Origin of the sequence: Acinetobacter sp. ANC 3929, assembly GCF_000369405.1 — a bacterium.
In the GTDB taxonomy this organism is placed as follows: Bacteria; Pseudomonadota; Gammaproteobacteria; order Pseudomonadales; family Moraxellaceae; genus Acinetobacter.
This window is the reverse complement of the sequence record NZ_KB849999.1, coordinates 752,529-771,689: the sequence shown is the minus strand read 5'-3', so window position 1 is coordinate 771,689 and position 19,161 is coordinate 752,529. Positions and strand designations below refer to the sequence as shown.

18 protein-coding genes, 2 tRNA genes and 1 other RNA gene are annotated in these 19,161 nt (G+C 40.5%); 13 read left to right on the top strand and 8 right to left on the bottom strand.

Features of this window, described 5'->3' with window-relative positions:
- Together F909_RS09370 and F909_RS09375 are read right to left on the bottom strand one after the other, a co-directional pair.
- Positions 1–1,887 carry a DNA primase gene (locus F909_RS09370; protein WP_005151017.1) on the bottom strand — a complete coding sequence of 629 codons (1,887 nt, stop codon included), beginning with the start codon at positions 1,885–1,887 and terminating at the stop codon, positions 1–3.
- Between the two features lie 128 nt (positions 1,888–2,015).
- Complete coding sequence (locus F909_RS09375) at positions 2,016–3,107, bottom strand: outer membrane protein assembly factor BamD (protein WP_005151015.1); 1,092 nt, start codon at positions 3,105–3,107, stop codon at positions 2,016–2,018.
- 71 nt (positions 3,108–3,178) lie between these two features.
- Between F909_RS09375 and rluD the strand changes: the two genes are divergently transcribed.
- The 3 genes from rluD to F909_RS09390 all read left to right on the top strand — a co-directional run bounded on the left by rluD (position 3,179) and on the right by F909_RS09390 (position 5,758).
- Complete coding sequence (gene rluD / locus F909_RS09380) at positions 3,179–4,228, top strand: 23S rRNA pseudouridine(1911/1915/1917) synthase RluD (protein WP_032877972.1); 1,050 nt, start codon at positions 3,179–3,181, stop codon at positions 4,226–4,228.
- 133 nt (positions 4,229–4,361) lie between these two features.
- A complete protein-coding gene (pgeF, locus tag F909_RS09385) occupies positions 4,362–5,102 on the top strand; it encodes a peptidoglycan editing factor PgeF (RefSeq protein ID WP_005151012.1) in 741 nt (246 codons plus the stop codon).
- Positions 5,103–5,185: 83 nt separating this feature from the next.
- Positions 5,186–5,758, top strand: a complete 573-nt coding sequence (locus F909_RS09390) for a flavodoxin family protein (RefSeq protein WP_005151011.1) — start codon at positions 5,186–5,188, stop codon at positions 5,756–5,758.
- A gap of 39 nt (positions 5,759–5,797) precedes the next feature.
- Here the strand turns inward: F909_RS09390 and smpB are convergent, their stop codons facing one another.
- Positions 5,798–6,274: an SsrA-binding protein SmpB gene (smpB, locus tag F909_RS09395; protein WP_005151010.1), complete on the bottom strand. Its 477-nt coding sequence runs from the start codon at positions 6,272–6,274 to the stop codon at positions 5,798–5,800.
- Positions 6,275–6,403: 129 nt separating this feature from the next.
- Here smpB and coaD point away from each other — a divergent pair, with 129 nt between their 5' ends.
- The 5 genes from coaD (at position 6,404) to F909_RS09415 (ending at position 8,053) form a co-directional block, all read left to right on the top strand.
- On the top strand, positions 6,404–6,895 hold the full coding sequence (gene coaD / locus F909_RS09400) for a pantetheine-phosphate adenylyltransferase (RefSeq protein WP_004805114.1): 492 nt from the start codon (positions 6,404–6,406) through the stop codon (positions 6,893–6,895).
- 1 nt (position 6,896) lies between these two features.
- A complete protein-coding gene (locus F909_RS09405) occupies positions 6,897–7,160 on the top strand; it encodes a YfhL family 4Fe-4S dicluster ferredoxin (protein ID WP_005151009.1) in 264 nt (87 codons plus the stop codon).
- A 26-nt stretch (positions 7,161–7,186) separates the two neighbouring features.
- Positions 7,187–7,577: RNase P RNA component class A (rnpB, locus tag F909_RS20530), an RNA gene on the top strand.
- A 61-nt stretch (positions 7,578–7,638) separates the two neighbouring features.
- Positions 7,639–7,715, top strand: a tRNA-Met gene (locus tag F909_RS09410).
- Between the two features lie 261 nt (positions 7,716–7,976).
- Positions 7,977–8,053 (top strand) — tRNA-Met (locus tag F909_RS09415).
- A gap of 112 nt (positions 8,054–8,165) precedes the next feature.
- Here the strand turns inward: F909_RS09415 and F909_RS09420 are convergent.
- Complete coding sequence (locus tag F909_RS09420) at positions 8,166–9,197, bottom strand: hypothetical protein (protein WP_005151008.1); 1,032 nt, start codon at positions 9,195–9,197, stop codon at positions 8,166–8,168.
- Entirely contained in the window at positions 9,190–10,815 is a 1,626-nt protein-coding gene (locus F909_RS09425; protein WP_005151006.1) for an NAD+ synthase, read from the bottom strand. The genes F909_RS09420 and F909_RS09425 overlap by 8 nt, the downstream gene beginning before the upstream one ends.
- A 722-nt stretch (positions 10,816–11,537) precedes the next feature.
- Between F909_RS09425 and F909_RS21265 the strand changes: the two genes are divergently transcribed.
- Positions 11,538–11,699: a hypothetical protein gene (locus tag F909_RS21265; RefSeq protein WP_005151004.1), complete on the top strand. Its 162-nt coding sequence runs from the start codon at positions 11,538–11,540 to the stop codon at positions 11,697–11,699.
- Between the two features lie 57 nt (positions 11,700–11,756).
- Here F909_RS21265 and F909_RS09430 read toward each other — a convergent pair whose 3' ends face one another.
- The 3 genes from F909_RS09430 to F909_RS09440 all read right to left on the bottom strand — a co-directional run bounded on the left by F909_RS09430 (position 11,757) and on the right by F909_RS09440 (position 14,046).
- Positions 11,757–12,281, bottom strand: coding sequence for a hypothetical protein (locus tag F909_RS09430; protein ID WP_005151002.1), 525 nt, complete (start codon positions 12,279–12,281; stop codon positions 11,757–11,759).
- A 61-nt stretch (positions 12,282–12,342) separates the two neighbouring features.
- A complete protein-coding gene (gene hemJ, locus F909_RS09435) occupies positions 12,343–12,795 on the bottom strand; it encodes a protoporphyrinogen oxidase HemJ (protein WP_005150999.1) in 453 nt (150 codons plus the stop codon).
- 21 nt (positions 12,796–12,816) lie between these two features.
- Positions 12,817–14,046 (bottom strand): beta-ketoacyl-ACP synthase II, encoded by a 1,230-nt coding sequence (locus tag F909_RS09440; protein ID WP_005150997.1) that lies wholly within the window; start codon positions 14,044–14,046, stop codon positions 12,817–12,819.
- Positions 14,047–14,337: 291 nt separating this feature from the next.
- Between F909_RS09440 and F909_RS09445 the strand changes: the two genes are divergently transcribed.
- The 4 genes from F909_RS09445 to fusA all read left to right on the top strand — a co-directional run bounded on the left by F909_RS09445 (position 14,338) and on the right by fusA (position 19,161).
- Positions 14,338–15,681 carry an EcsC family protein gene (locus F909_RS09445; protein ID WP_005150995.1) on the top strand — a complete coding sequence of 448 codons (1,344 nt, stop codon included), beginning with the start codon at positions 14,338–14,340 and terminating at the stop codon, positions 15,679–15,681.
- 159 nt (positions 15,682–15,840) lie between these two features.
- On the top strand, positions 15,841–16,215 hold the full coding sequence (rpsL, locus tag F909_RS09450) for a 30S ribosomal protein S12 (RefSeq protein ID WP_004648013.1): 375 nt from the start codon (positions 15,841–15,843) through the stop codon (positions 16,213–16,215).
- Between the two features lie 159 nt (positions 16,216–16,374).
- Positions 16,375–16,845, top strand: a complete 471-nt coding sequence (rpsG, locus tag F909_RS09455) for a 30S ribosomal protein S7 (RefSeq protein WP_003653285.1) — start codon at positions 16,375–16,377, stop codon at positions 16,843–16,845.
- A 177-nt stretch (positions 16,846–17,022) separates the two neighbouring features.
- Positions 17,023–19,161: an elongation factor G gene (fusA, locus tag F909_RS09460; RefSeq protein ID WP_005150993.1), complete on the top strand. Its 2,139-nt coding sequence runs from the start codon at positions 17,023–17,025 to the stop codon at positions 19,159–19,161.

The window sequence follows — 19,161 nt, the reverse complement described above, 5'->3', positions numbered from 1 at the left end:
TTAAGACAATAAGCGTAAACTAATTTGTTTGGTTAATTCATTCAGTTGTTGGCGTAAATTGCGCGATTCAATCAGAGAAATAGGCGATTTCAGCTTTAAGCGTAAATATTTTTCTTGTAACCCTAAAGCATATTCTTTGGCAAGTTTATCTGCAATTTCAGGTGCTTGTGTTAAAGATTGGATATTAGTACGTTGCATAATATCAGCCAACTCATGGCTATAACTGCTACATGCACCGAGTACATAGTAGGTCGCCAGTTCCTGATCATCAGGTAAATCATCAAATACAATATTCAGTGCAGCTAAAATCTTCGCCAATAATTCATTTTGATCTATCACTGCACGTAATTCTTCAAAATGAATATACAGGAACGGGTGATGCATCAAAATTGCTACCGCAAAATCTTCATCTTTAGTATGGATGTTAAAAGACAAAGACGCATCATGGCTGATCTGAGGGGTAAAGCGTTTTCCGAGACCAAGTTTTTCGCGAAAAGATTGCGTGAGTAGATAACGAAATGAGCCATGCTTGGGGAGCAATTCCGTCAATTCACGTAGTTCGCCCATCACCAAGCTTTTGCCTTCAGGTGAACTAATATCATGTTGTCCCGTTAAATGTGCGAACACAAAGTCAGATAATAACGGTGCTTGCTGTAATAGTTTTTGGAAATTTTCTAAGCCTTCACGACGGATCAGCGAGTCTGGATCATGTTCATTGGGGAGTACAAAGAATTTTAACTCACGGCCATCATTAAGTAGTGGAAGTGCAATTTCTAAAGTACGTCGTGCTGCTTTTTGCCCCGCAGCATCACCATCAAATGCAATTGTGATACGAGAATTTTGTTTAAATAGCGTCGTTAAATGATCTGCGTTACTGGCTGTTCCGAGTGTCGCGACTGCACCATTGATGCCATATTGTTGTAAGGCAATCACATCCATATAACCTTCAACCATGAACCAGTCATTGGCCTTGAGTTTACGACCTTCATATAGGCCATAGAGCAATTGATTTTTATGGAAGACTTCGGAGTCTGGTGAGTTGATATATTTGGGCTTGATTTCATCGTTTAAGGCACGACCACCAAAGCCAACCACACGACCTTTATGATCACGGATTGGAAAGATCACGCGCTCACGCAATAAGTCAAAATCTCGGCCGCTATCGCTAGAACGAATAAGACCAATTTGTTTTAAACCTTCAATATCTTGGGGAAAGGCTTTTTCTAAGTGTTGCCAATCTTCAGGTGCGTAACCTAACCGCCAAAATTGAATCGTTTGTGCAGATAAACCACGTTGTTTGAAATAGTGTTGCGCTTTCTGGCTATTGGGTAATTGACGTTCATAAAACTGGGCAACATTTTCCAATAGGTCATAAAGGTTTCCTTCTTGTACCTGTTCTTCAAAGTTAAATGAAGGATCAAATTGTGCAAAAGGATCATCCATAAAGCGATCCATATCGACAAAATGATCGTCCAGTGCTTCATGAATAGATTGGGCAGGTGCGGTTGGTTGTTCTTGTTTTGGTGGTGTTGTTTGCGGAGTTACAGTCTGTTGTGGACTGCGCTTATAAGAAAGTTTTTTATTGTCGTGATTATCTTTTGGTAATTCGATGCCTGTCTGATTAGACAAATCTTTCATCACGTCGACAAAGTTACGACTATCAATGTCCATCAAAAAGCGAATGGCATTACCATTGGCTTGGCAGCCGAAACAATGATAGTACTGCTTATCTCGATACACATGGAATGAGGGTGACTTTTCCTGATGGAAAGGGCAACAGCCGGAATAGGTTCGCCCAGTCTTTTTTAACTTCACACGTTGACCGATCAAATCGACAATGTCGGTTCGATCTAAGATTTGATCAATCGTATGTTGTGGAATTGCCATGCGTGTTTAACCATCTCAAACAGGGGGAGAACATTTTTGCTTGGCAAAAATGTCAGAAATCATTGTTGCATAAAATGAAAAACAGGCAAGGGAATACTTGCCTGTTTGGTGTATCAGAAGATTGCAAATTAGTTTGCAGCATCATCCTCAGCTGTTTTTTCAGCTTCTGGTTTATCTAACAGACCAAAGCTTAAACGGTTTTTCCAACTTGGTTTATTTTCTGTTGTCGCTACAGGTGCTGCGACTGGCGCAGGTGTTGCTTGTTCAGTTTCAGGTTTATCCAACAAACCAAAACTTAAACGATTGGTTAAGCTACGTTGTTCGGTATCGCTTTTCGCTTCATCTTTAACTTGATTGGTTTTTGATTCACGACCAAGTAAGCCTAGCGTTGCACGGTTCACCCAACTTCCTTCTTTACGTGCTGCACGTAAATTTACTTCGCCATTCGATTTGACCAAGTTTGGATAGTTCAGTTTTAAAATATCAATATATTGTTGCGAGGTCGCTTTGTCACCAAGCTGTTGATAGCTATAAGCCAAAGTGGCTAATGCCTCAGGCGTTTGCGGTGTCTGTGGATAATGTTCAATCACCCATTGTGCACGTTCTGCGGCAGCAAGCCATGCTTTACGCTGAATGTTGAAACGTGCTGCATTCATCTCACTTTCAGCAAGTTCTTGACCAATAAACTTCATGCGTTGTGCCGCATCCACTGAATACTGGCTACTTGGGAAACGACGAATCAGATCAACAAAATTTTGATATGCGACTTTTACATAGCTCACATCACGGTGTGATTGCTGTAAAGATGTATAACGAATTAAGCTGTCATAATTCATTTCCATGTTTGCTACGCCACGAACATAGTAAGCGTAATCTACATTTGGATGCTGCGGATTTAAACGAATGAAACGATCTGCAAGCGCAATTGTGCCTTCATAATCTTTTTGTTTGAATTTCGCGTAAAGAAGCTCTAATTGAGCTTGTTGTGTGTATTGCCCAGTCGGATAGTAAGTATCTAAAGCTTCAAGTGACTTTACTGCATCAGTATATTGATTACGATCAAGCGATTTTTGTGCTTTTTCGAAATAAACCTGTTCACTTGATTGTGGTCCTTTATCCACCACTTCTTTCTTACTTGGATTGCTGCTACAGCCCACAAATGCAGATGCTACACCTAAAGAAAGTGCAAGCACCGTAATTTTATAACGTGGTAGCGACATAAAAACTCCTCTGTTATTCTGGGCAATGAGCTACAATGGTGCTATTAAACCATTTTTGTACCGATCATCAAATGACTTCAGCACAATCTTCCAATTCAAACATCTCTGAAACAGATTTCTTACTCGAAGATTCTGTCGATGCAGATAATCATAATTCTGACTCAACTGCAACACGTTTATCGTTGCAAATTCAACTTGATGAAAACTATTTAGGTCAACGTATTGATCAGGTTGCCGCATTGGTTTGGAGCGAGTTTTCTCGTGAAAAACTCAAGCAATGGATGAAAGACGGACATCTGTTGGTAAATGGTAACATTGTTAAACCGAAGTACCGTTGTGAAGGCAATGAGCTTCTTACGCTTGAAGTTGAACTTGAAGTACAAACCTCAAGCCAGCCAGAAAATATTCCTTTAAATATTGTCTATGAAGATGACGATATTATTGTGATCAACAAAGAAGTGGGGATGGTCGTTCATCCTGGTGCAGGTAACCCAACTGGAACCTTGGTGAATGCCTTACTTTATCATGCCCCAAAGTTGGCAGAACTGTCTCGTGCAGGTTTAGTTCATCGTATTGATAAAGACACCAGTGGTTTATTGGTGGTTGCAAAAAATCTAGAAGCTCAATTTTCTCTGAGCAAGCAGTTAGCCAAGAAAAGCGTTTATCGCGTTTATGATTTAGTTGTCTATGGCAATGTGATTGCGGGTGGCACGATTGATGAGCCGATTAAGCGTCATCCTGTTGATCGTGTCAAAATGGCGATTTTACCGGGCGGACGTGATGCGGTAACACATTATAATGTGAAAGAACGCTTCCGTGACTTTACCCGTATTCAGGCGCAGCTAGAAACCGGCCGTACGCATCAAATCCGTGTGCACTTCAGCTATCTTGGGCATGGTTTGGTTGGCGATCCTGTTTATGTCAATCGTGTGCGTTTTCCAGCAGGCGCATCAGAAACATTAACTGATAAGTTACGTAGCTTTAAGCGTCAAGCTTTGCATGCAGCCAAACTGGGTTTGGTACATCCACGTACGGGTGAAGAAATGATGTTTGAAGCACCTTGGCCTGAGGATTTTACTCAGTTGCTTGAAGTCCTACGTAGTGAAAATGAAGCCTATTAAGTAAAGCTCTACCTCCCTCTAAATCTCCCTCCTTTAAGGAGGGATTTTCGTGAATTCAGTGTCTTACAGTGCTTTAAATTACCTCTCTTTTTAGGAGAGGTTGAAGGTAGAGAATATAGCTCAGGAGATATTTATGGAATTTGTACAAGGTCTGCCTAAAGGTGTTTATGTTGGGCAAACACGAATTGAACATCCTCAAACCATTGCAACAGCAAATGAAAATCTGTCTGGGTTTAATCTGGCTTTGCATGTCAATGATGATGCACAACGTGTTCAGCAGCATCGTATGGTCTTGTTGAATCAGTTATCTGCATTTGGTGTAGATAAGATTACATGGATGACACAAACTCATAGCACCATTTGCCATACCGTGAATGAACAAATTCCATTTATTGCTCTTGAAGGCGATGGTTTGGTGACGCAACGTGCTAACCATGCCTTAATGATGATGACAGCAGACTGCCTACCTGTGGTATTAGGTAATTATGATGGAACTGAAGTCGCTAACTTGCACGCTGGTTGGCGCGGCTTGGCCAATGGGATCATTGAAAATACAGTTGCTGAGATGAAATCTCAGCCTACTTGGGCATGGTTGGGTGCTGCGATTAGTCAACCGTGTTTTGAGGTTGGAGCAGAAGTCAGAGCAATATTTTGTGAAAAATATCCTGAGCTCGAAACTGCTTTTGTTGCTGGCCAAGTGGTGGGTAAATATCATGCGGACCTTTATGCGATTGCTCGCTTTATTTTAAACCGTTTGGGCGTGGAAAATGTTTTAGGCGGAGATCAGTGCTCTTATCAACAAGCTGAAGATTATTTTTCTTACCGTCGTGATGCAAAAACAGGACGAATGGCAACTTTTGTATTCATGCAATAAATTGCATCCCTTGTGTTGTTGATTCGCCATGTCGTAGTGAAAATGTTAAACTTGATCTAATTCATTGGTTTTTAAAATTCTCCATGTCTGTTATTGAGCAAATTACTCCTCAAGTTAAAGTTTGTGTGGTTTATCATAGTCCTTATGGGCATACGGCCAAAGTTGCACAATATATTACTCAAGGTGCCGAGCAGGCAGGTGCAGAAGTGCATCTCATTTCTGTGGCTGCGCCACAATGGGACTTATTAGATCAAGCAGATGTGATTGTGATCGGTTGCCCAACGTATATGGGGAGTCTCACAGCTGCATTGAAACAGTTTATGGAAGACTCGTCTAAACGTTGGTTAGCTCGTGCATGGCAAGGCAAACTGGCTGCTGGTTTTACCAATGGTGGTGGTCTCAGTGGAGACAAGTTAGCTGTATTGCAGCAAATTAACTTATTTGCGATGCAACATGGCATGCTATGGGCTGGTTTGCCATTTATGCCGACGGGAAGAAGCTCTTTAGATATTAACCGTATGTCGAGCTTTTTAGGCTTAATGACCCAGTCCGATAATGCCAGTGTTGAAATTACCCCACCAGAAGGTGATTTGGAAACCGCACGTAAGTTCGGAAAATATTTAGCAGAATTAAGATTAATACATGTCCCCGTTTAATCTTGAATAAAAAAAACCTCCAATCACTGGAGGTTTTTTTTATTTGTACAGCAGACGAGATTTATCACGTTGCCAGTCACGGTCTTTTTCTGTAGCACGTTTGTCATGTAATTGCTTACCTTTCACCAGTGCAATTTCTAACTTAGCCAAACGGCCTTTCCAGTAACAAGCCAACGGTACACATGAATAACCTTTTTGATTGACTGCACCCAAAAGCTTTTCTAACTCACGACGAGAGAGCAGCAACTTACGCGTACGTGTTGCTTCTGGAACCACATGGGTTGATGCAGACAATAAAGGCTGAATTTGTGAGCCCAATAAAAAAGCTTCGCCATTTTTAAAAACCACATAGCTTTCTGTGAGCGTCATACGTCCCGCACGTAGAGACTTTACTTCCCAGCCTTGTAAAGACATGCCTGCTTCAAATTTTTCTTCGATAAAGTAATCGTGACGCGCTCTTTTATTTTGAGCAATCGTGCCACCATTATGTTTTTTTACAACTTTTGCTTGCGCCATAATCTAAACTTCCACAATTACAGCTATTGTGCCGTAAAACGCAACCTTTTTCCAATATTTAGGAATTTCGCGTTTAGGCCGAACATTTGTTAAAATACGCGTCTTATCTCATTAACTAGAGTACAACGCATGTCTAAAACACGTGTGATTTATCCGGGGACTTTCGATCCAATTACCAATGGACATGTTGATTTGGTTGCAAGAGCATCAAAAATGTTTGATGAAGTTGTGGTTGCAATTGCGATTGGTCATCATAAAAATCCTGTGTTTAGTTTAGAAGAGCGTGTTGAATTAGCCAAAGCATCATTGAGTCATTTGACCAATGTTGAGTTTGTTGGTTTTGATGGTTTGCTGGTTAACTTCTTCCGTGAACAGCGTGCAACAGCAGTACTACGTGGTTTAAGAGCAATTTCTGATTTTGAATATGAGTTTCAACTGGCGAATATGAACCGTCAACTTGACCCACATTTTGAATCTGTATTTTTAACTCCCTCTGAGCAATATTCATTTATCTCATCGACATTGGTAAGAGAAATTGCTCGTTTAAAAGGTGATGTGACCAAATTTGTGCCTGCGATTGTGGTTGAGGCCTTTGAACGTAAACATCAACAAGGTTGGTAGAGTGTCTTTATATATTACAGATGAATGCATTAACTGCGATGTCTGTGAACCCGTATGTCCGAATGAAGCCATTTATATGGGTGAGCTGATTTATGAGATTGATCCTGCATTGTGTACAGAATGCATCGGTCATCATGATCAGCCACAGTGTCAGTTGTTTTGCCCCGTTGATTGTATTCCGCTCGATCCGCAACATGTCGAATCACATGATGAATTGATGGCGAAATACAAAAAGTTAACTGGGCAAAAAAATGCGAGCAATTAACCTCGATCTTTGATAAGATGCGCCACGAAGTGGGCTGGACGGTCGCTGCTGTGGAGGTCTCCGTGACTGAAACAGGGGAGGAAAGTCCGGGCTTCATAGGGCAAGGTGCCAGGTAACGCCTGGGCGGCGAAAGTCGACGGCAAGTGCAGCAGAGAGTAGACCGCCAATCCCTCCGTTCCTCCCTTTAATAAAGGGAGGCTAGGTAGGATAGGTAAGGGTGAAAGGGTGCGGTAAGAGCGCACCGCGTGTCTGGTAACAGTTCACGGCAAGGTAAACCCCACCAGAAGCAAGACCAAATAGGAATCCTGAGGCACGGCCCGTGCTGGATTCGGGTAGGTCGCTTGAGCGTATGAGTGATTGTACGCCTAGAGGAATGATCGTCCTCGACAGAACCCGGCTTATAGGCCCACTTCTCAAATTTTTTAAAATTGTGCTTGACGTGTGTATTGAAAGTTAAGATAATGCGCCCACAGTTTTCGGCTATGTAGCTCAGTTGGTTAGAGCACCGCACTCATAATGCGGGGGTCACAAGTTCAAGTCTCGTCATAGCCACCATTTTATAGACCACGCTCCTGCGTGGTCTCTTTTTGTCTACAGTTTTTATAACACTCAAAAAACAATCTTTTGACTTAATATTTTCTATTTTCGTTTTACAAAAAGGTTTATCGCTACCAAATTTTATCATAGCTACCTAGAACTGTTGAAATTTGATCAATTGATGATTGATAGCATAAAAACTGTTCATATGTTCTATATTTTCAAGATCATAGACTTGACCCGTAATGCCGAACACTAGATAATGCGCACACAGTTTACGGCTATGTAGCTCAGTTGGTTAGAGCACCGCACTCATAATGCGGGGGTCACAAGTTCAAGTCTCGTCATAGCCACCATTTTAAAAACCACGCTCCTGCGTGGTTTCTTTTTATCTACGTGATATGTAAAAATAATGTGTCAGATGTGCAAAAGCCTGTAAATAAATGAATTATTTACAGGCTTTATTTTTTATAGATGTTTTTCGATTGCGGCTAGCGTTTGAGTACTTTCATAGAAGGGTTTTAAAATTAAAGTGATGATCGGTTCGAGTACATCATGCTCATCTAATGCGATGACGGCTTTTGGATAAAAACGTACTGCTTCATTGAGTAAATCTGTTTCTTCTATACCGATTGCAGCAAAAACATCTTCCAGACTTTCATCTTTATAGAAGTCATAAAAGACTTTGACGCCGTATAAGATCAAATCTTGTATGAAAGAGGATTGACGCAATTCTTTCCAATACTCATAGATCATCACAAAGAATTCTTCTACATCTAGTGGCGTGACTTGTTTGGTATATTCAGATAACGGTTTGGCTTTGTTATCATCCCAAATATTGCGAGCTAGGCTCTCTAAATCATCATTTGAAAGCAAACTGAGGTCGACCAATTGCTCCTGTATGAAGCGGGCAATACTCTCTTCAATTTTCTGCTCAATGCGTTGTTGCTGGCGATGAGAAAAGCTTTTTAATTTGTGTTGCCATTCATATCTACTTTCAGAAATTCGTTCTTCATCAGACTGAGTAAATAGTTTTGGTAGTTTATTTTGCAAAGTTGTGGTTGCAATGTATTGGCACAATTGTTGAATCGAAGGGCTTTCTTTTAAAAATTGATTCAAGTAATGGCGAATATTTTCAAGTTCCAAAAATTTGGATAGCCACATTTCAAATTGGTGGTCTGAAAATATATCTTGTAACTGAGCAGATGATTGCAGCGAGAATACATGCAGTCTTTGTGCAATTTCTCCAATAAATTCTAATAGACCTGCACCAAGCTGCATTTCAAAAGCATAGCGTTTTACTACGGCTTGGATTTGCTCTAATTCCACCACTTCTTTGAGTTGGATGTTGGGTGCATGTTGGAGAAAAAGTTGAATAAATTGCTGGAAGAAATCAGCAGAAAGTTGGGTTGTGAGTTGGTTTTTATAAAATGCAACTTGCTCAAGCATAAGTGCTTGAGCAAGTAATTGTGACTTTTCAGAAACAATTTTTTCAGTCATTCGCGGTCCATCCGTTGACGATCGGGTAGCGTCGCTCACGACTGAAGGCACGTGAACTAATACGTGGTCCAATCGCGCCCTGACGACGCTTGTATTCATTGCGATCAACCAAACGAATCACTTTTTCGACGACTGCGGCTTCATAGCCTTTGCCGATGATGTCTGCTTGGCTGAGATCTTCTTCAATATAAGCATATAAGATAGCATCCAGTACATCATAAGCAGGGAGTGAGTCTTGGTCTTTTTGATCAGGACGGAGCTCTGCTGATGGTGGACGAGTAATGACACGCTCAGGAATCACAGGAGTTCCATCTAATGTATTACGGTATTTCGCTAACTCAAACACAATGGTTTTATAGACATCTTTGAGGACTGAGAAGCCGCCAACCATGTCACCGTAAAGGGTACAATAACCAACAGAAATCTCAGACTTGTTACCTGTAGAGAGTACGAGGTTACCAAATTTATTGGATAAGCCCATGAGCAGGGTACCACGTGTACGCGCTTGTAAGTTTTCTTCCGTTGCATCTGCTGGTGTGTTGCCAAAGAACGGGAATAAGGTCTGCATGAAGCTATTTACAATTGGATGAATCTCGGCAATACCAAATGTAACCCCCATACGACGTGCTTGTTCAGTTGCATCTTCTACACTCATTTGTGAGGTATAGGTATATGGCATCATCACGGCTTGGACTTTATCGGCACCAACAGCATCAACTGCAATCGCCATTGTCAACGCAGAATCGATCCCGCCTGATAATCCTAAAATTACCCCTGGAAAGCCTGAACGCTGTACATAGTCACGGGTTGCCATCACCAAAGCTTGGTAAATTTCAGCAAAGGTTTCTAAAGCAGGTGTTGCATCTGCGGTTTTAAATTGTTTTTGTTCAGCATCATATTCAGCAATTGCAATAGACTCTTGGAAACTTGGTATCTGTAGTACCAGTTGCCCATGATTGCTGCTAATAAAACTTGAACCATCAAAAATCAGGTCATCTTGTCCACCGACTTGGTTGACATAAACAATATTTAGACTTAATTGTTTAGCAAGCTCATTTAAGGTTTGAATACGGTGTTGTGGTTTACCTACTTCATAAGGTGAAGCATTTAAGACCAGTACCGTTTCAACATTCAGTTGGCTGAGTTGCTTAACAGTATTCAGTGACCATACATCTTCACAAATTAAGACACCAAACTTGTGCCCTAAATATTCAAAAACCAGATGTTGATGACCTTCTTGGAAGTAGCGCTTTTCATCAAACACACCGTAATTCGGTAAGTTATGTTTGTTATAAACACCTAATACCTGCCCATCTTTCATCACCGCAGCAGAGTTATAGCGATGACCATCCTCAGTTTGGTGCACAAAACCGAATACCATTAAAATATCTTTTACTTCGCTTAACTGAGCAAACGCTTTTTGAGTGCGTTTTTGTAGGTTTGGTCGAAGTATTAGGTCTTCAGCAGGGTAACCTAATGTAGAAAGTTCAGGGAAGATGATCAAATCAGCCTGTTGTTGTTTCGCTAAATTTGCTTGCTCAACCATCTTTTGAGTGTTTGCATCAATATTGCCAATATGCGGAGAGAATTGAGCAAGGGCAACTTTAAAATTTTTCATTCAAACCTAATCCTAAGTCTTAACAAGTTATGATATACAAGTTTTTGATTTATATAAGTATAGTTGTTAAAAACAGGTGTATATCATGGCGCCAAACATTTTATATCTTAAACAAAAATTACAAGTTTACTAATATATACTAAATGCACATTTTTCTGCGTAAAAATAACAAGTTTTTCTGTATAAAACAGCAACATTTCTCAATGTTTGCGTGATTATGGTGCATGAATGTGAATAAATATAATAGAGTCAAATAAAGTTTTTTTCATGTCATTTTCGCATTTTGCTATGACACATCAATTACAGCATGCAAAAACAATAAAAATTTTAGTAAAAAGAATGACTTTTAGTTTGTGACGCACACCATTTGAAATAATAAAACAGTTGTACTTTTTTATAAAGCAATTAATTTCAATGGCTTGATTGTTTTTTGTGTATTTTTTATACCGTTTATCGGGAATATCTTTGCGACACTTGAGTGTACATTTGTGTACTGATATTATCCCAATTAATGTGAACGGATATGCACTTTGATGCTCATCAAGTGTATCCAAGCACGTAAAATGAAGAGGTAACAACAATGTCAGTTTTATTATTTCCTGTAATTGCTTTTGGTTTAGCTGTGGTTGTTGGTCGTATTGGAACAGTAATGTTTCGCGAACAAGATCAGCAAGCCTAACCTAATTTATTAAATAGTCATTGAAATAAAGAGGTACGAAATCATGACTTCGACAATTTTATTGCCTGTAATCGCCTTGGTTTTAGCTATTGGTGTCGGGCGTATTGGTACCATTGTTAAGGATGCGATGCGTGTAGATTTTACGACTGATATGGATGATAGTCATGAACTTAAAACTGAAAATCAAAAAGGCACTGCTGCATAATTTTTCTTGCACACTGCTTACTTAAGAAGCTCTGTAGTTAAAACTTACAGGGCTTTTTTATTTTTCTAGAATGATGTTAGGGATTTTATTAAAGAAGACATCTCGTGCAATATCACCTTGTTGTTCAATGTTATAACTTGAGAAGGATTTATTTTTTATAAATTGATACCGATAGGGATTGTATTGCTTAAAACTGAGGTAATAGCCAGCCTGAAGGATTGCACCTTGAACAACGACGTTGATTCCGAGCTGAAACTGTAAAATATGCGCCAGTTCGTGAATAAAAATTCCTTGTAGGGACATTGGGCATATTGAATAATCAGGACGAAAATATTTCTGATGAACAAATAAGTTGCCATTTGGTGCCATAAAAATATTAGCAGGCTGCCAAGGTAAGTAGGGAATATTAAAAATCTTTATTTGTGCATAATCGATAAGATCGCCAAAGACAGGACGCGCCATTTTGATTTCGCCAGACGTCAATCCCCGATATTGAAATTGATTCATTTTGAGATAAAAGATTAAGCTGGAAATAAATCGAGCTTTTAATCTTTGTATAGATTGCTGAAATGGTTTGTTCATCTGAAATTCAAGCGTGAAAAAACATAAATTATTTTTTTATTCTAGAATAAAAAAACCTCAGTTAAAACTGAGGTTTTACCACAACTAAAATCACTACCGCAAACAGGATCAAGGTCGGCATTTCATTAAAGAATCGCCAGAACTTATGTGATTTATAGTGAGCATTGCCAATCAGCTTTTTACGGTAATAACCACAAACAAAATGGTAAATCACCAGTAAACCTACTAGACCGACTTTTAGATAGAACCATAAAGCTTCATGGTAATGTCGGCTTGCATCGCCCCAATCAACCAGAAAGTGAGCGGTAATGAGTGTGGCAATCATAGACGGCCACATGATACCGCGATACAACTTACGTTCCATAACTTCAAAGCGTTGATGACTAACAGCATCTTCACTCATGGCATGGTAGACATAAAGGCGTGGTAAGTAGAACAATGCGGCGAACCAGCAAACCACGGCTATAATATGTAATGCTTTTACCCACAAGAAAGCATCAGAAGGTGCATCCATCGATAATCCTACTAAGCGGGATTATGCATCCCACTTCTTGAAAATAAGGCAGGCGTTTACACCGCCAAAGCCAAAACTGTTACTCATGACAGTATTCAGTTTTGCATCACGTTTTTCAAGTACAATATCGAAACCTTGTGCACCTTCATCCAACTCAGTCACATTAATGTTTGGTGCAATAAAGTCATTTTGCATCATCAAGACAGAGTAAATCGCTTCCTGAACACCCGCAGCACCTAAGCTATGACCCGTCATAGATTTGGTCGAGCTGAGTGGCGGAACTTGTCCTTCACCAAATGCACGTTCCATTGCTTTAAGCTCGGTCACGTCACCCGCTGGTGTTGAAGTACCGTGTGTGTTGACATAGTCAATTTGCTCTACACCATGCTGTTTTGCTTCATCCAATGCCATGATGATACAACGTGTTGCACCTTCACCACTTGGCGCAACCATGTCAGCACCATCACTGTTTGCAGCATAGCCAATCACTTCTGCTAGAATATTCGCACCACGCGCTTGTGCATGTTCAAGTGACTCAAGCACAACGAAACCACCACCGCCTGCAATCACGAAACCGTCACGGTCTTTTGAATATGGACGTGAAGCAGTTTCAGGTGTGTCATTATATTTTGAACACAACGCACCCATAGCATCAAACAATAAGCTTTGTGACCAGTGATCTTCTTCACCACCGCCAGCAAGCATTAAATCTTGTTTACCTAATTGAATCAGGTTATAAGCATAACCAATTGCATCTGCAGACGTTGCACATGCACTAGTAATCGAGTGCGCAACGCCTTGAAGTTTAAATGCAACGCCTACGTTTGCAGTAATGGTGTTTGACATGTTACGCGGGACGAAGAAAGGACCGATTTTACGTGCGCCTTTCTCCTCTAATAGTTTGATCATTTCTGCAACAGATGCAGTTGAGTTACCACCCGAACCACCAGCGATACCGTAACGTGGATTGTTTGCCAAATCTTCTTGTTTCAGTCCAGCATGTTCAACTGCTGCGACAGCTGCGTTATATGCATACATCGCACAGACGCCCATAAAGCGTTTCAGTTTGCGATCAATACCATCAAAATCCTGTTCAGCTGCAGCGCTGACATGGCTTTTGAAATTCAGCTCTGCATAAGTTGAGTTTAAACGTGTGCCTGAGATTCCATTTTTTAAAGAATGAGTGACCTCTTCTAAAGAGTTACCGATACATGAGTTAATGCCCATACCAGTGATTACAACACGTTTCATTTACAGATCCCTTTTATGGTAATACTTAAGCCCTGTGCATCTCGCTATGAATACAAATCAGGAGAAAAATAACGATTAAAATGGCTTATGAGTGAATGACACCATGATAGCAGAAAGGTTTTTTATTTCTTATGGCAAATCTTATGCCTATTTCCAGTTGTGTAAATATTCGTAAATATGCGTGATGTTGTGACGAAACGTAAAGAAAGAACACAGATAAAAGTTGAGATAAATCTGCATTCAACCTAGTATTTACCTAGAAATGCACAGATTACACAACAGAGGTACTTGATGACAAAATCTAAAAACAAGCAATCTTCAGGTTTATTTGCACAAGCCTTTGGAGTGGCTAAAAAGCTCAGTTCAGAATTACAGAAATTTCAAGTTGCCCCAACCACATCGGGTGCAGAAATTGCAAATTCATCCAATATTGTTGAAGGAAAAGCGCGTTTTAAAAGTCCATTTGAGGTGGAAAAATATGAAAATCCTCAACAAATGTTGCGTCAACAATTCCCAAAACTATCGCATCAATTATTAGGCCGTCATTATAATCGAGTGAATAGTGTGGCTTCTTTTGTATCCCCAGATTTAGGCGATAAGGTTTCAGACTATTTATTTCAATGGTTAAATGAGTTTAGTTCAAATAGTTCTTTGACGGAAAAAATCCTTGAGGAAGCAGGGGTGAAAGACATTATGGAACTGACGACAGATACAGGGCGTTCACAGCGTTTAAGTCAGGCATTGATTGAACAAAATAAATTATTAGCTGCCGCGCAAGGGGCAATTACAGGTGCAACAGGTGTCTGGGGTGCTGCAATTGATATTCCAGCATCTATTGTTTTGACCTTGAGAACGATTTATCAAACGGGCCGTTCACATGGCTTTGATTTATCTGAAGATGCAGACCAAGAAATCGTTGCCTTCATCTTTAAAGAAATTGATTTGAGTTTGGTTGCGGAAAAACAAACCTTATTAGTTGCGTTAAAAGCATTGAAATCCATGTTGGAAACACATGATTTGCAACAGTTCCAGCAATTGTTAGGTTCAAATAATGATATCGAATTGGTGAAGAAGTGGTTGGTAGATGAAAATGGTCAGTTTAAATGGAACTGGCTCAATCGTATTCCTCAAGCTTCGGTGATTGGTAAACTGACCCCAATTGCAGGCGCAGCACTGGGTGGTTTCTATAGTTGGAGATTACTAGAAGATGTTGGACATAAATCGCAATCGATTTTTGGTGCGGCACGCTTTTATATGAATGAGTATCCGAATGAAAAGATTTCGCCGCTAGAAGCATATTTTAAAGCAGAAGCCTTATTGAAAAAGGCGAGTCCACGGTTATTAAGTTCTACAACAGTTGAAAATAATAAGACCACATCAGAAGAAACAAATGATGTGATTACCAGTGTAACCGTTAAAACCAAAGACAGTACAACGCCAACAGTCGCTATAGATGACAAGGTTGAAGCTGGAATTCAACAACTTGCTGAACAGCATGTAGTTGAGCATCCTCATGCAGAGCAACAGCCTGCATTAAAGGTGCAGCAAGATGAGACTTTTGAGGATGCTGAAGCCGAAATTACGGCTGAGCAAAAATCAATTGATATAGAGCCCGCCTCAACAAAACATAGCTAAATTGGTGTGTGATGTTTTAGGTATTAAGAACACAACAAACTTCAGAAATGGTCGACACTTGAAATGTTGACCATTTTTACTTCTTAGCTTACAATTATGTGCCCTTAAAAAGAGGTTCTTTTCTTTTTTAAGGTTGTTTAATAACGGGAGAATTGCCAAATGGCAACAACAAATCAGTTGATCCGTAAGGGTCGTACAACTTTGATTGAAAAATCTAAAGTTCCTGCGTTGAAGGCTTGTCCACAACGTCGTGGTGTATGTACACGTGTTTATACTACTACACCTAAAAAACCTAACTCAGCAATGCGTAAGGTTTGCCGTGTTCGCTTAACTTCAGGTTTTGAAGTTTCTAGCTATATCGGTGGTGAAGGTCATAACCTACAAGAGCACAGTGTTGTTCTTATCCGTGGTGGTCGTGTTAAAGACTTACCAGGTGTACGTTACCATACCGTTCGTGGTTCTTTAGACTGTGCTGGCGTTAAAGATCGTAACCAGTCACGTTCTAAATATGGTACTAAGCGTCCTAAGAAGTAATTCTAGGAAACTAGTCCAAAAAACCCTTTAGCGTTTCGCTTGTTTGAATTCTTCATAGTTTTGTAATTCAAGCGACGTATAGTAAGGCCAGCGAAAGTACATGACACTCGTACAAACTGCTGGATTATCCTGAAGTGTCATATTATTAGGTGTATTAAAATGCCAAGACGTCGCGTAGTCGCTGCTCGTGAGATCCTTCCAGATCCAAAATTTAGCAGCCAAACAATCGCTAAATTCATGAACCACGTAATGCAAGATGGTAAAAAATCTGTTGCTGAAGGTATCGTTTACGGTGCTTTAGAACGTGTTCAAGAAAAAAATAAAGTAGACCCAGTTGAATTTTTCGAGACTACTCTTGAAAAAGTTCGTCCTATGGTTGAAGTAAAAGCACGCCGTGTTGGTGGTGCTACTTATCAAGTACCTATGGAAGTGCGCCCATCCCGTCGTACTGCCTTAGCAATGCGTTGGTTAGTAGATGCTGCTGCTAAGCGTTCTGAAAAAACGATGGCTTTACGTCTTGCTGGTGAGTTGCTTGATGCAGCTGAAGGTAAAGGTTCTGCGATCAAAAAACGTGAAGACGTGCATCGTATGGCTGAAGCCAACAAAGCCTTCTCTCACTACCGTTTCTAAGCGGATAAAACAGTCCCTAATCAGGAGAATATTCATGCGTACTGCAGCTCGATTCAACATCGCTCTCTATCAAAGTGGGGGCTTTGCGGGTATTTAAGTTGCCTGCTTGGATATTCGTGCGCATCAATTTAATTGATGCGTCCTGTTTTAAAAATAACATTTAGGAATGTAGACATCATGGCTCGCCAAACCCCGATTAGTAATTACCGTAACATCGGTATTTCTGCGCACATCGACGCAGGTAAAACAACTACAACAGAACGTATTTTGTTCTACACAGGTGTATCTCACAAAATTGGTGAAGTACACGATGGTGCAGCAACAATGGACTGGATGGAACAAGAGCAAGAGCGTGGTATTACAATTACCTCTGCTGCAACAACTTGTTTCTGGTCAGGTATGAGTAGCCAATTCCCACAACACCGTATCAACGTAATCGATACACCGGGACACGTAGACTTCACAATCGAAGTTGAACGTTCTATGCGTGTTCTTGATGGTGCGTGCATGGTTTACTGTGCAGTTGGTGGCGTACAACCTCAGTCTGAAACTGTATGGCGTCAAGCGAACAAATATAAAGTGCCTCGTTTAGCATTCGTGAACAAGATGGACCGTACTGGTGCAAACTTCTTCCGTGCTGTTGAGCAAGTTAAAACTCGTCTAGGCGGTAATCCTGTTCCTATCGTTGTGCCAATTGGTGCAGAAGATACGTTTGCAGGTGTTGTTGACCTCATCGAAATGAAAGCGATTATCTGGGATGAAGCATCTCAAGGTATGAAGTTCGAATACGGTGATATTCCTGCTGACCTCGTTGATACAGCTAACGAATGGCGTACTAAGATGGTTGAAGCTGCGGCTGAAGCATCTGAAGAGTTAATGGACAAGTACCTAGAAGAAGGCGATCTTTCTAAAGAAGAAATCATCGCTGGTTTACGTACTCGTACTTTGGCGTCTGAAATCCAAGTTATGCTTTGTGGTTCAGCGTTCAAGAACAAAGGTGTTCAACGTATGTTGGATGCTGTAATTCAATTCTTACCTTCTCCAACAGAAGTTAAAGCAATTGAAGGTATTCTTGACGATAAAGATGAAACTAAAGCATCTCGTGAAGCATCTGACGAAGCTCCGTTCTCTGCACTTGCGTTCAAAATTATGAACGATAAGTTCGTAGGTAACTTAACATTCGTACGTGTTTATTCTGGTGTTCTTAAACAGGGTGATCCAGTTTATAACCCAGTTAAATCTAAACGTGAACGTATCGGTCGTATCGTGCAAATGCATGCGAACGAACGTCAAGATCTTGATGAAATCCGTGCAGGTGATATCGCAGCGTGTGTAGGTCTTAAAGACGTTACTACGGGTGATACATTATGTGATGAGAAAAACATCATTACACTTGAGCGTATGGAATTCCCAGAGCCAGTAATTTCATTGGCTGTTGAACCAAAAACTAAAGCTGACCAAGAAAAAATGTCAATTGCTTTAGGTCGTTTGGCTAAAGAAGATCCATCGTTCCGCGTTCGTACAGATGAAGAATCTGGTCAAACAATTATTGCTGGTATGGGTGAGCTTCACCTTGACATCATCGTTGACCGTATGAAGCGTGAATTCGGTGTTGAAGCGAACATTGGTAAACCAATGGTTGCTTACCGTGAAACGATCAAAAAGTCTGTTGAGCAAGAAGGTAAGTTTGTTCGTCAAACAGGTGGTAAAGGTAAATTCGGTCATGTATATGTTCGTTTAGAGCCTATGGATGTTGAAGAAGCTGGTAAAGAATACCAATTCGCTGAAGAAGTTGTCGGCGGTACAGTACCTAAAGAATTCTTTGGTGCGGTTGATAAAGGTATTCAAGAACGTATGAAAAATGGTGTATTGGCTGGTTACCCTGTTGTGGGTATCAAAGCGACATTATTTGATGGTTCTTACCACGATGTCGACTCTGATGAATTGTCGTTCAAAATGGCAGGTTCATACGCTTTCCGTGACGGTTTCATGAAAGCGGATCCTATCCTTCTTGAACCAATCATGAAAGTTGAAGTAGAAACTCCAGAAGACTACATGGGCGATATCATGGGTGACTTAAACCGTCGTCGTGGTATGGTTCAAGGTATGGATGATCTTCCTGGTGGAACAAAAGCAATTAAAGCAGAAGTTCCATTGGCTGAGATGTTTGGTTACGCGACTCAAATGCGTTCTATGTCTCAAGGTCGTGCGACTTATTCTATGGAATTCGCTAAATACGCTGAAACACCACGTAACGTGGCTGAAGGCATCATCGCTAAGTTCCAAGCTGGCGGTAAAAAAGGTGACGACGAGTAA